This is a genomic window from Verrucosispora sp. WMMD1129 (assembly GCF_029581255.1).
Classification (GTDB): Bacteria; Actinomycetota; Actinomycetes; order Mycobacteriales; family Micromonosporaceae; genus Micromonospora; species Micromonospora sediminimaris.
Genome location: NZ_CP120741.1, coordinates 3,338,621 through 3,350,413, shown reverse-complemented (window position 1 = coordinate 3,350,413; position 11,793 = coordinate 3,338,621). Strand labels below are relative to the sequence as shown.

Sequence of the window (11,793 nt, the reverse complement as noted above, 5' to 3'; positions counted from 1 at the left end):
GCCCGGGTGGCTCGGCCGCCGGTGTCGGCGGCAGCGGGACCGCGCCCAGGTCACGCCGTCCGTTCGCGGACCTGCCGCTTGAGCCGGGCGAGGATGGCGGTGCCGCCGCGTACCCGCAGCGGGCTGATCGCCTGCGCCAGGCCCATCCGCTGGTAAAGGTCGTCCGGGACGGCGAGAACCTGTTCCGGGGTGGCACCGGCCAGCCCTTCGGCGAGAATGCCGGCGAACGCCCGGGTGGTGGGTGACTCCGGCGGGCAGTCGAACAGGGTGTCGACGGTGCCCTCGGGCGTCACCTCGGCGCGCAGGAAGAACGGGGTCTGGCACTCCACGACCTGCTCCATGCCCTCGTGGCCGGGGTGCCCGGCGGGCAGCGGCGGCACGGCGTCGGAGTACTCCAGCAGCATCTCCAGCACCAGGTCACGCGGTGCCCCGGCGAACTCGTCGACGATCTCGGCCAGCTTGCTCGGCATCTCGGGCATCCCGCCAGGCTACCGCCGCCGGCCGGCCGTCCTCGCTCACACCGTGGGCGACTGCTCGCTGATCTCGCTGAGCGCCGAGGTGGGGTCGAGCTGCATGGCGAGGTCGCCGAGGGAGACGATGCCTACCAGCTTGCGCTCGTTGTCGCAGACGAGAACGCGCCGGATGCCGCGCTCACGCATCAGCGACGCGGCCTCACCCGCGGTGCAGAACTGCTCGATCATCACGACCTCGCGGGTGACTATCGAACCGATGGTGGTGGTGTTGGCGTTGGCGTTCTCCGCCACCGCGCGCACCACGATGTCACGGTCGGTCAGGATGCCGGCCAGGTTCGCGCCGTCGGTGACGACGACGTCGCCGATGTCGGCCTCCTTCATCACCCTGGCCGCCTCATCGAGGGTGGTCTCCGCCGGCAGGTAGATGACCTGCTTGGTCATCACGTCAGCGACCCGGTAACCGGTCATGAGAGCCCCTCCAGAGCAAGTTGAGCCGATCAGGATGCGGTACCCCGTCACCTGACGGCTACACCAGGTTTCCGTCTACCCGTTCAACAGTTTCTCCAGCAGGTCCGCCACGGGTAGCTCGGTGCGCTCCCCGGTCGCCCGGTCGCGCAGCTCGACGTACCCGTCGGTCAGGCGGCGTCCGACCACGACGGTGCGCGGAATGCCGATCAGCTCGGCGTCGGTGAACTTCACCCCGGCGGAGACGGCGGTCCGGTCGTCGACAAGCACCCGCAGGCCCGCGTCGGCGAGTCGGGCGCCGAGGTCGAGCGCCGCGTCGAGCTGCGGGCCCTTGCCGGCCGCCACCAGGTGTACGTCGCACGGCGCGACAGACGTCGGCCACACCAGTCCCCGATCGTCGTGGTGCTGCTCGGCGATGGCTGCCACCGCGCGGGACACCCCGATGCCGTAACAGCCCATGGTGGGCCGGACCGGCTTGCCCTGTGGACCGAGCACGTCCACCGCGAAGGCGTCGGTGTAGCGGCGACCCAGTTGGAAGATGTGCCCGACCTCGATGCCCCGGCGCATGGTCAACCGGCCGGTGGCACAGGCCGGACAGGGGTCACCGGGGCGTACCTCGGCGGCCTCGACCGTGCCCTCGGGGGTGAAGTCCCGACCGCACACCACGTTTGTGGCGTGCCGGCCCGGCTCGTTGGCCCCGGTCAGCCAGGCGGTACCCGGCACCACCCGGGGGTCGACCAGGTAGCGGACGCCGAGCTTGTCGAAGACCTGCGGCCCGAGGTACCCCCGCACCAGTTCGGGATGCTCGTCCCAGGCGTCGAAGACGTCCACGGTGGCGGGTGACAGCGCGGCGGCCAGCCGTTTCAGGTCGACCTCGCGGTCGCCGGGCAACCCGACCACCAGCAACTCCGGCGCTTCGGCACCCGGCGGGCGTACCGTCAGCACCACGTTCTTCAGGGTGTCGGCGGCCGACCAGTTGTCCCGGCCGGCCAGCCTGCGGTCGTTGGCGAGCGCGACCAGGCTGGCGATTGTCGGCGTCTCGGGGGTGTCGTGCACCTCGATCGCCGGCTGCGCCTGCGGGTCGCCGGCCACCGGGGCGGGTGTGGTCACCGCCTCGGTGTTGGCCGCGAAGTGACAGTCGGTGCAGCCCACATAGGTGTCTTCGCCGGCCGGCGTGGCGGCGAGGAACTCCTCGGACGCGGAGCCACCCATCGCGCCCGACATCGCGTGCACCACCGTGTAGTCGAGGCCGAGCCGGTCGAAGATCCGCTGGTACGCCGCGCGGTGCCGGCCGTACGCGGCCCGCAGACCCGCGTCGTCCAGGTCGAAGGAGTACGCGTCCTTCATCAGGAACTCGCGCCCGCGCAGCAGACCGGCGCGGGGGCGGGCCTCGTCGCGATACTTGGTCTGGATCTGGAACAGCGTCACCGGCAGATCGCGGTACGAGGTGAACAGCTCCTTGACCAGCAGCGCGGCCAACTCCTCGTGGGTCGGTGCCAGCAGGTGCTCGGCACCGCGCCGATCGGCCAGGGTGAAGATGTCGTCGCCGTACTCCGTCCACCGCCCGCTGGTGCGGTACGGCTCGGCGGGCAGCAGGGCCGGAAAGTGCACCTCCTGGTCGCCGATCGCGGTCATCTCGGCCCGCACGATCTCGGTGACCCGCTCCAGCACCAGCCTGCCCAGCGGCAGCCAGGTGTAGCCGCCCGGTGCCGCCCGCCGGATGTATCCGGCCCGCAGCAGCAGCCGATGGCTCGGCACCTCCGCGTCCGCCGGATCTTCCCGCAGGGTCCGAATCAGCGACGTCGACATCCGCAGCATCACCACCGCACCCTAAAACCCCACCCCCCACCCCACCCACCCATTTCCCCCCACCCCCGCGCCCCTCGCCCTCCGCGGAGTTGACCAAGAGGTTTTCGCCCCAGCGCCAGCGGATCGGCGACCAAAACCTCTTGATCAGCGGCACGCGGAGTTGACCAAGAAGAAGGCGTCGGGGATTCGGGTGGATCCGCGACCAAAACCTCTTGATCAACCAGGCGGGGGCGGGGGTGGGTGGGGTGGGTGGGGTGGGTGGGGGGTTAGGTGGGGTTGGGGGTGGTTAGGCCGGCTCGGTGGGCGATTACGGCGAGGGCGGTGCGGTCGCGGGCGTTCAGCTTGGCCAGCAGGCGGCTGACGTAGGTGCGGGCGGTCGCCGGGCTGATGAACAGGGCGCGGCCGATCTCGTCGTTCGTCTCGCCGAGCCCGACCCGGGCCAGCACGGCACGCTCCCGGTCGGTGAGCACGGACAGCCGAGGGTCGGGCGGCGGCTGTCTCGGCGTGGCGGCGAGCCGTTCCATGACCCGGCGGGCGACCGTGGGCGAGAGCAGGTTCCCGCCGGCCGCGGCCGTGTGCACCGCCCGCCGCAGATCGTCCGAGGGCGTGTCCTTCAGCAGGTAGCCGGCGGCACCGAGGCCGACCGCCTCGATGATGTCCTCGTCGTCGTCGAAGGTGGTGAGGATCAGCACCCGGGTGGCCGCCAGCGTGTCGTCGGCGCGGATCGCCGCGGTGGCGGCCAGGCCGTCCATCACCGGCATCCGGATGTCCATGAGTACGACGTCCGGCCGCAACTGGCGGGCCAGGCGCAGACCGGAGCGGCCGTCGGCGGCCTCCCCGACCACGGTGAGCTGCGGGTCGGCCGCCAGCAGGGTGCGTATCCCCGCGCGCACGAGATCCTGGTCGTCGACCACCAGCACGCTGGTCACGTCGGCTCCCGCAGGGGCAGCATCGCGCGTACCTCGAATCCCGTCTGCCGGTGCCCGGCGGTGAGTGTGCCGCCGAGACTCTCGGCCCGTTCCCGCATCCCGGCGATGCCGTGCCCGGACCGGACGACCGCTGGCGGCTCGACCCGGCCGTTCGCGGCTTCGGGGTAGGTCGGCGGCCTGGTTGACCCTGCGTCGCGCGTCGGCTCTGTACCGGGGGCCGGATCGGAGCCGGTGTCGCTGACGGTGACGGTGAGCTGATCGTCGTGCTGCTCGGCGCGGATCTGGACGCGGCTGCCGGCGGAGTGCCGGACCACGTTGGTGACCGCCTCCTGCACGATCCGGAACGCCGCCGCCTCCACCGGCGCCGGCAGCGGCGTGTCGACGGCCACCCGCACGTCGACGTCGAACCCGGCGGCCGAGGCGGCCCGGGTGACCGCGTCGAGGTTGGTCAGCGAGACGACCGTGCGCGGCGGGTCGCCGGGTGACCGCAGCAGCGTCACCGTCCGTCGTAGGTCGTCCATGCTGCGGCGGGCGGTGGACCGGATCAGCTCCAACGCCGATCGGGCGGCGGTCTCGTCCCGGCCCAGCGCCTCCCGGGCGACGTCGGCGTGCAGCGCGATCACCGAGGTGGTGTGGCCGAGGGAGTCGTGCAGGTCGCGGGCGATGGCCATCCGCTCGTCCCGCAGGCGGGCCTGCGCCTCATGCCGGTACCGGGCCTCGGTCAGTTCGGCGATCCGGCGGGCGTCCGCCTGCGCGGCGCGCCGGGACCGCAGGCTGTCGCCGAGGGCGATCGCCGCACCCATCAGCAGTACGTGCCCGGCCAGCTCGTAGCCGACGACGAAGGAGAAATCCTGCCCCTCGGCGAGCCGGAAGACCACCGAGACCACGATCACCAGCACGGCGGCGGCGACGGAGGCGGCGATCCGGCCGTGTTCGGCCGCGGAGAACAGGGCGGCGGCCACCGGCACGGCCAGCCCGATGGCCGGGTAACCGGCGGCGTAGTAGGCGAACAGGCCGAGCACGCTGACGGCCAGCACCACCACCGGGTAGCGCCGCCGGACCAGCATCAGCGCGCCCAGGCCGACCGCCCAGAGGTACGCGACCTGGTCCGGCCCGTGCCGGCCACCCTCGTTCGCGGTGATGACGATCGACACGGTCACGGCGACGCCCGCGCCGAGAAGCACGTCGGCGACCCAGGGACGTACCCTCCGCTGCGTCGACTGGCCGGCCACGATCTCAGCGTACGGCGAGGTCGGGGCGCTCGGAGTCGTCGGAAGGCGACATCCGGGGTCGCCCGCCGACGTACTCCGGGCGGGTCCGCAGGCGGATGGCGCGGCCACCGATCGTTCCTAGCGTTGCCGGCATGACCATGTCACCTCGCCCGGCTCTCGGGCTTCCGTTGCCCGTCCTGCTCGGGTTGGCGCTGCTCGGCCTTCCCCGGGTGGTGTTGCACGACCTGGGTCTGGTGCACGAGCGCACCTTCGTCAACCTGCTGCTGGTGGTCGTACCGCCGATCGTGTGGATCACCGTGGCGCTGGTGCGGCGGGTGCCCAACCCGTTCCTGACCCTGCTCGTAGTCGGTCTGCTGTACGGCGTCCTGCTGGCGCTGACCCATCAGTTGCTCTGGCACGTGGCCTTCGACGAGCAACCGACCCTCGGCGGCAACCTGACCGATCTCGCGCCGGGAGCGCAGGCCGTCATCGTGCGGTTCTTCGCTGCGATCAGCAGCCTCTTCACCGGCGTCATCGTCGGCGTCGTCGCGGGCGTGATCGCCTGGGCCCTCTCCCGCCAGCGTCCCTGAGGCGGATCTTGGTCCAGCAGCGCCCTTCCAGGGGCGTTCCCGGACCAAGATCTGCGGAAGCGGGCTTGGTGACCGACGCGACGTCCTAGGTTCGGTGACGGGGTGGGTGCCGTTGAGCGGGCGGGGGTGGGGGCGTTGTTCACTGACGTGCGGAAGGTCGAGGCCGGCGTACTCGATGTCGGTTTCGTCGATGCCGGCCCGCCGGACGGGCCGGTGGTGCTCCTGCTGCACGGCTGGCCGTACGACATCCACAGCTTCGCCGAGGTGGTGCCCCTGCTGACCAGCGCCGGCCACCGGGTGCTCCTGCCCTACGCGCGTGGCCACGGCACCACCCAGTTCCGGTCCGCCGATGCGGTACGAAGCGGCCAGCCGGCCGCCCTCGCGGTCGACACCGTCGCTTTCCTCGACGCGCTGGAGATCGAGCGGGCGACCCTGGCCGGGTTCGACTGGGGTGCCCGCACCGCCGGCATCGTGGCCGCGCTCTGGCCGGAGCGCTGTCGGGGCCTGGTCGCGGTGAGCGGTTACCTGATCGACGGTCAGGCGTCGGGTCGGGTGCCGCTGCCCCCGGCGGCCGAGCACGCCTGGTGGTACCAGTACTACTTCGCCACCGAACGCGGCCGGGAGGGGTACGCGCGGAACACCCGCGACTTCGCCAAGCTGATCTGGCAGACCGCCTCGCCGAGGTGGGACTTTGACGACGCCACCTTCGACCGCAGCGCGGCGGCGCTCGACAACCCGGACCACGTCGACGTCGTCATCCACAACTACAGGTGGCGGCTGGGCCTCGCCGACGGCGAGCCGCAGTACGCAGACCTGGAGGAACGGCTGGCCGGCAAACCGCCGATCACCGTGCCGACGATCAGCCTCGAAGGGGACGCCAACGGTGCGCCCCACCTACCACCCGAGGCGTATGCGAAGCAGTTCACCGGGCCGTACGAGCACCGCACGATCGGCGGTGGCGTGGGGCACAACCTGCCGCAGGAGGCGCCGCAGGCTTTCGCCGACGCGGTGCTGGCGGTCGCCTCCCGCTGAACCGGCGGCTATGTCGACGCTCGGCGGGTGGGCGTGGTGCGGTCAGCCGAGCTTGGCGTGGGCGACGAAGCGACGCCAGGCGGTCGGGGCGAAGGTGAGGACCGGGCCGGTGGCGTCCTTGCTGTCGCGTACGCCGACCACGCCGGGCAGGTTGTCGGCCACCTCGACGCACTCGCTGGTGCCGCTACGGGTGGACTTGCGCCAGGTCGCGCCGGTCAGATCGTGGACCACGACTCCATCACTTCCTTCATCAGCAGCTCGGACTGTCCCTTGGGGAGAGCGACGCTGCGGATTCCCTCCCACCTCGCCAGCAGCGTAGCGATTTCCTCGGCCCTGTCGATGGTTGCGCCGCCGACCTGGTTCTCCAGGTAGCCGACCCAGTCACCCTCGGCTCCCCGGGCCAGAGTGAGCGGACCATCCAGTCCTACGTGAACGCTTAGTTCGGCCGGGATGATGTGGATCAGCACGCCGCCGCGCTGCACGCAGTCGACCAGGTGGGCGATCTGCTGCGCCATGATGCCCCGGAAGCTTTCATCGGCCCGGCGCAGCGTCGCCTCCTCGATCACCGCGACCAGGATTGGTGGCTCCGGCCGGGTGAGGATCGCCTGCCGGTCCATCCGCACTGCCAGCCGCCGCTCCACCTCGTCGTCGCTGAACATGTCGTCGGCGCGGATCATCGCGCGGGCGTAGTGCTCGGTCTGGAGCAGCCCGGGGATCAGCGTGGGGTGGTAGCACCGCAACTGCTGGGCGACGCGCTCGGCGTCCAGCCAGGGGCGCAGAAAGTGTGGCTGGCCGTGCAGCTCGGCGATGCGCAGCAGCCCCAGCAGCAGACCGTCGCTGTTCAGCACCTCGTCGGCCCGCTTGAGGAAGAGCCTGTCGAACGGACGCTGCCCCAGCTCGATCGCGGAGATCTGTGAGCCGGAAAAGTGCACCTGCTTGCCGAAATCCTCCTGGGTCAGATCGGCGGCCAGCCGTAGCCGGCGCAACTGTGCCCGGATCAGTTCGGCGGTCGGCTCGGATTCCACAGTGCCTCCACGATCAATGGCCTGCTCAAACGGGCTTCCCGGCCGGATGCCGGTCGCGCCACGGCTGGCGTCGGTGCCTTCCGACAGTAGTCGCGTGGTCACCAGAATGTCACTCGGCGGTCCTGCTCCCATCCATCGGGGACGGGGTGGGGCTGCGCCGGGGCCGCCCCGCTATCCCCCGTGTCGGGGCGGCCCCTTCCCGTTCGCCGCAGCAGGAGGTGCAGATGCCCGACGCGAACCAGCCACCACGTCCCGACGACGTCGAGGGCCCGGCCGACACCGGTGCCGGAAGGCTGCCGCCGGTCGTACCGTCTCGCGGTCGGGCTGCCGGGATGCCGGTGCCGCGTCGCGGGCCGGCGGCCAAGCATCCCCGGCGGCACCCGCTGGACGGACCGCAGCATCTGCCGCTACGCCCGCTCTGGTTGTGCCGCGCCTGCGGGCTGTCCTGGCCGTGCGCCGAGGCCCGGCTGCTGCTCCGCATCGAGTACGACAACCGTTGGCTGGACCTGGCCGTCTACCTGTCCGGGCTCTACTACGAGGCGACCCACGACCTGTTCCGGCTGGACCCGGAGGGTGGCCCGACCCCGCGCGAGCTGTTCCAGCGGTTCGTCGCCTGGGGCCCGTACCGTCGCCCGGCCGTCGCCCTGCCCCCGGCCTGCACCGGCCGCTGCCGCATGGCCTGACACCGACTGGGTTCAGGGCCGACCGAATGAGGTCGGCGGGCCCGGGGACCGGCCGGCGGCCCGGTGACCGCAGACCCTGTTCAGCCCGAGCGCGCCAGCCGGAAGCCCACGTCGTCGACGGTGAAGGTCGGGTGGCTGCGGCGGCGTACCGAGGCGCGACAGCTCCAGTGCTCGTCGAACCATCCGCCGCCACGGAGCACCCGGTAGCTGCCGTAGACCTGCGCGTCGTAGACGTCCCAGCACCAGTCCCACACGTTGCCCAGCATGTCGTACAGGCCCCAGGCGTTGGGTTGTCGGCCGCCGACCTCGTGGACGTGTCCGCCGGAGTTGTCGCGGTACCAGGCGATGTCGTCGAGTGGCCCGTACCGGGGGCCGGTCGTGCCGGCCCGGCAGGCGTACTCCCACTCGGCCTCGGTCGGCAGCCGGTAGCCGTCGGCGGCGACGTCCCAGTCGACGTGCTCGCCGTCGACCCGGTACGCCGGCCGCAACCCTTCCCGCGCCGAGCGCGCGTTGCAGAACCGGATCGCGTCCCACCAGGAGACGCTCTCGACCGGCCGACGGTCACCGGTGGAGGCGCTCGGACGCTCGCCGGTGACCTGGGCGTACTCGGCCTGGGTGACCGGAAAGGCGGCGAGTCGGTACGCCTCGACCTCAACCGACCACCGGCGCTCGGTCCGTCGATCGGTCAGCTGCACCCGCCCGGCGGAGATGGAGACCATCACCCGTGAAGTGTCGATGACGTCCGCCACGTTCCCCCGCACGGGGCACCACCACGAGGGTGGCCGATGCAAAACTTCCGGTGGTAGGCAGGAGTTCCTTCCTACTCGCACGTCGGAGGAGTGAGCAGGTGCGCTGGCGCAGTTACGTCGCGGTCGGGGACAGCTTCACCGAGGGCCTGGACGACGCCTACCCGGACGGCAGTTTCCGGGGCTGGGCGGATCTGGTGGCCACCCGGCTCGCCGCCGAGGCGGGCCCTGACTTCGCGTACGCCAACCTGGCCATCCGGGGGCGGACCTTCCCGGGCGTGGTGGCCGAGCAGGTGCCGGCGGCGCTGGCGATGAAGCCCGACCTGATCAGCTTCGCGGCGGGCGGCAACGACGTGCTGCGGCGCAGCTTCGACCCGGACACCCTGGTCTCCCGCTTTGACGAGGTGGTCGGCCGGCTGCGCAGCCGCGGCGCCGACGTACTGCTGTTCCGGTTCGCCGACGTGATGGCGCGGCTGCCCGGCCAACGGCTGATCGCACCCCGGGTCGCTCTGCTCAACCGTGCGGTCGGGGAGACCGCCGAGCGGCACGGCGCCATCCTGGTCGACCTGTACGCCGACGACACGTACCTGAACCCGATGCTCTGGAGCACCGACCGGCTGCACCTGTCTCCGGCCGGGCACCGCCGCGTGGCCGGTCAGGTGCTGACGGCGCTCGGTGTCGGGTGTGACGAGGAGTGGTTGCTGGTCCCGCCGAACCCGGAGCCCACCCCCTGGCTGTCCGCCCGCACCGCCGACCTCCGCTGGGCCGGTCAACACCTGGCCCCCTGGCTCAAGCGCCGCCTGACCGGCCGCTCCTCCGGCGACACCCGCACCGCCAAGCGCCCCACCCTCACCCCCTTCCACCCCCTCCAACCACCGCGTTGATCAAGAAGTTTTGGTCTGGTTTTCCGCCTGCCTAGACCAAAACTTCTTGATCAACGCGGCCGGGCGTGGGTGGGTGGGTGGGTGGGCTGGGTGGGGTGGGGTGTCAGTGGAGGTGGCGGGTCCAGGTTCTTGTCCGGGTGGGGCCGGTGCCGAGGGTGGTGTCGGTCGGGGTGGTGATGACGATGGTGTCGTCCGGGAGCACCTGCACCGTCGGAGGGTGCTCGCCGCCGGTGAGGCGACGCCGGAGTTCCGGGACGTCGAGATAGCGGTCGTCCGTCCAGTAGCCCACGTTGCCCCACGGGTTGGTCACCGCCAGCAGGCCACCGTTCACCGCGGCGGCCGAGTTCGTGTCGGGCGGCAGTTGCGTCCGCTCCTGCCACCGGTCGCCAGCCAACCGCCACACCCGCTTATGGGTCGGGGCGTCGAAACCCTCATTGATGTTGACCAGCCACGCGTCACTGCCGTCGGGTGAGACCAGCAGTCGAGCGGCACCGGCAACGTCCGGCAGCTCCTGCCAGGTCCCGCCGTCGTCGTCGCTTACCGCGACGGTCAGCCAGTCACCGTTTCGGGTCGTCACCCAGATCCGACCGTCGCCGCCGTCGATCAGATCGTTGCTGGCCGCACCGCTCAGGAACATCGGGGGCTGGGTCCGCACTTTCGCCGCGTCGATCCGGGCGAGTTCCAATTCGGCACAGTTCAGTTTGATCAGCGCGCCGCTTCCCGGGCATTGGAGCAGGTACCCGCGCCGGGTGGCCGCAGCGAGCCGGGTGACCTCGGGCGGCGACTCCCGAGGATGCTCGGTGAAGGAGGCACCGCCGTCGGTGGTGACCAGGTAGCCGTCGGGTACGCCCACGGTCAGGTTCCGGCCGTCCAGCGGTAGCAGGTAGTACGGTCCGGCCCACCGGGGGTTGTTCGCCGTGTTCGGCAGCGGCGTCCGCTGCCAGGTCGCGCCCCCATCGGCGGTACGCGCGAGGTCGAGCCGGCAGCCGGTCCGGTCGCTGTCGTCGGGACCGCAGGTGTCGAAGAGGGCCCAGCCGTGCCGGGCGTCGACGAAGCGTAAACCGGCCAACCTGCCGGCGACCCCCACCGGGTTCACCTTCCGCTCGATCACCTGACCGTCCGGGGCCGGTGACGGGGTCGCCGGTGACGGGGTCGGATCGGGTGGGTCACGGTCGGCGTCCCGACCGGCGGTGGCGTACACGCCCGGCCCGGTGAGTAGCAGCGCGACCAGCCCGGCCAGCAGGCCGCGGCGGCGACGCCGACGGCGGTTCACCCGGCGTCGGGCGGCGTCCACGCCCGGCGGACGGAAGGTCGGCGCGGCGGTCGCCTCGAACTCGGCGAACAACTGGTCCAGGTTGATCTCACGCACGGCCGGCCTCCTGCCGTTCGGTGAGGTGGCGGGCCAGGGCCGTGCGGGCTCGCGACAGCCAGGACTTGACGGTCCCCTCGGGTACGCCGAGCTGGTCGGAAATCTCCGCGACGGTGAGCTGGGCCAGGTGGTGCAGGACGATCGCCCGGCGTTGGGCGGCGGGCAGGATGGTGAGCGCCTCCAACAGCACCACCCGGTCCGGGTTCGGGCCCGGTACGTGCTCCTCCCGCTGCCGAGCCAGGTACCGGACGGCGGTACGGACCCGACGGAGCCGGCTGGTGGCCAGGTTCCAGGCCACCCGGCGGACGAACGCCGACGGGTCGTCGTACGCGCTGATCCGGTCCCAACGCTCAAGGGTCCGGCAGAACGCCTCCTGGGTGAGGTCCTGCGCCTCGGCGTGATCGCCGAGGTACGCGTAGAGCTGCACCGCCACCCGCTGGAAGTGCGCCTGGTAGAACTCGGTGAAGTCCACCGGCGGTGGGTCGGCACCTGGTGGCGCTGCGGTCATGGCGGTCCTCGTGTTCGGCGGCAGTCAGGAGTGTCACGCCTGGCGGACCACATCCGCTGCACCCGAATT

Annotated in this window: 15 protein-coding genes; 4 read left to right on the top strand and 11 right to left on the bottom strand. The window is 71.6% G+C overall.

Translation table 11 applies throughout. From position 1 onward, the window contains the following. Positions 1-50: 50 nt before the first annotated feature. The 6 genes from O7624_RS15595 to O7624_RS15570 form a co-directional block, all read right to left on the bottom strand. Positions 51-479, bottom strand: coding sequence for a SufE family protein (locus O7624_RS15595; RefSeq protein ID WP_093409268.1), 429 nt, complete (start codon positions 477-479; stop codon positions 51-53). 36 nt (positions 480-515) lie between these two features. Continuing rightward, the gene (locus tag O7624_RS15590) at positions 516-941 is read right to left on the bottom strand and encodes a CBS domain-containing protein (RefSeq protein WP_093409265.1); all 426 of its coding nucleotides are present in this window, start codon (positions 939-941) and stop codon (positions 516-518) included. A gap of 75 nt (positions 942-1,016) precedes the next feature. After that, positions 1,017-2,759, bottom strand: coding sequence for a proline--tRNA ligase (locus tag O7624_RS15585; RefSeq protein ID WP_282236303.1), 1,743 nt, complete (start codon positions 2,757-2,759; stop codon positions 1,017-1,019). 254 nt (positions 2,760-3,013) lie between these two features. Beyond that, complete coding sequence (locus O7624_RS15580; RefSeq protein ID WP_093409263.1) at positions 3,014-3,676, bottom strand: response regulator transcription factor; 663 nt, start codon at positions 3,674-3,676, stop codon at positions 3,014-3,016. After that, on the bottom strand, positions 3,673-4,908 hold the full coding sequence (locus O7624_RS15575; protein WP_282236302.1) for a sensor histidine kinase: 1,236 nt from the start codon (positions 4,906-4,908) through the stop codon (positions 3,673-3,675). Before O7624_RS15575 ends, O7624_RS15580 begins: the two co-directional genes overlap by 4 nt. A 4-nt stretch (positions 4,909-4,912) precedes the next feature. After that, positions 4,913-5,041: a hypothetical protein gene (locus tag O7624_RS15570; RefSeq protein ID WP_282236301.1), complete on the bottom strand. Its 129-nt coding sequence runs from the start codon at positions 5,039-5,041 to the stop codon at positions 4,913-4,915. Between O7624_RS15570 and O7624_RS15565 the strand changes: the two genes are divergently transcribed. Both O7624_RS15565 and O7624_RS15560 read left to right on the top strand, forming a co-directional pair. Further along, complete coding sequence (locus tag O7624_RS15565; RefSeq protein WP_282236300.1) at positions 5,040-5,477, top strand: hypothetical protein; 438 nt, start codon at positions 5,040-5,042, stop codon at positions 5,475-5,477. The genes O7624_RS15570 and O7624_RS15565 overlap by 2 nt on opposite strands. 102 nt (positions 5,478-5,579) lie before the next feature. Next, positions 5,580-6,509 (top strand): alpha/beta hydrolase, encoded by a 930-nt coding sequence (locus tag O7624_RS15560; RefSeq protein WP_282236299.1) that lies wholly within the window; start codon positions 5,580-5,582, stop codon positions 6,507-6,509. A gap of 42 nt (positions 6,510-6,551) precedes the next feature. Here O7624_RS15560 and O7624_RS15555 read toward each other — a convergent pair whose 3' ends face one another. Continuing rightward, positions 6,552-6,740 (bottom strand): DUF397 domain-containing protein, encoded by a 189-nt coding sequence (locus O7624_RS15555; RefSeq protein ID WP_282236298.1) that lies wholly within the window; start codon positions 6,738-6,740, stop codon positions 6,552-6,554. Beyond that, a complete protein-coding gene (locus O7624_RS15550) occupies positions 6,725-7,534 on the bottom strand; it encodes a helix-turn-helix transcriptional regulator (RefSeq protein WP_282236297.1) in 810 nt (269 codons plus the stop codon). Before O7624_RS15550 ends, O7624_RS15555 begins: the two co-directional genes overlap by 16 nt. Before the next feature lie 332 nt (positions 7,535-7,866). Here O7624_RS15550 and O7624_RS15545 point away from each other — a divergent pair, with 332 nt between their 5' ends. Beyond that, positions 7,867-8,217, top strand: coding sequence for a hypothetical protein (locus O7624_RS15545; RefSeq protein ID WP_282240642.1), 351 nt, complete (start codon positions 7,867-7,869; stop codon positions 8,215-8,217). A gap of 80 nt (positions 8,218-8,297) precedes the next feature. Here the strand turns inward: O7624_RS15545 and O7624_RS15540 are convergent, their stop codons facing one another. Next, a complete protein-coding gene (locus O7624_RS15540) occupies positions 8,298-8,954 on the bottom strand; it encodes an SUMF1/EgtB/PvdO family nonheme iron enzyme (RefSeq protein ID WP_282240641.1) in 657 nt (218 codons plus the stop codon). 110 nt (positions 8,955-9,064) lie between these two features. Here O7624_RS15540 and O7624_RS15535 point away from each other — a divergent pair, with 110 nt between their 5' ends. Next, the gene (locus tag O7624_RS15535) at positions 9,065-9,847 is read left to right on the top strand and encodes an SGNH/GDSL hydrolase family protein (protein ID WP_282236296.1); all 783 of its coding nucleotides are present in this window, start codon (positions 9,065-9,067) and stop codon (positions 9,845-9,847) included. A 103-nt stretch (positions 9,848-9,950) separates the two neighbouring features. Here O7624_RS15535 and O7624_RS15530 read toward each other — a convergent pair whose 3' ends face one another. Together O7624_RS15530 and O7624_RS15525 are read right to left on the bottom strand one after the other, a co-directional pair. Next, complete coding sequence (locus O7624_RS15530) at positions 9,951-11,216, bottom strand: hypothetical protein (RefSeq protein ID WP_282236295.1); 1,266 nt, start codon at positions 11,214-11,216, stop codon at positions 9,951-9,953. Then, positions 11,209-11,724, bottom strand: coding sequence for a SigE family RNA polymerase sigma factor (locus tag O7624_RS15525; protein WP_093409244.1), 516 nt, complete (start codon positions 11,722-11,724; stop codon positions 11,209-11,211). Before O7624_RS15525 ends, O7624_RS15530 begins: the two co-directional genes overlap by 8 nt. Between the last annotated feature and the right edge of the window lie 69 nt (positions 11,725-11,793).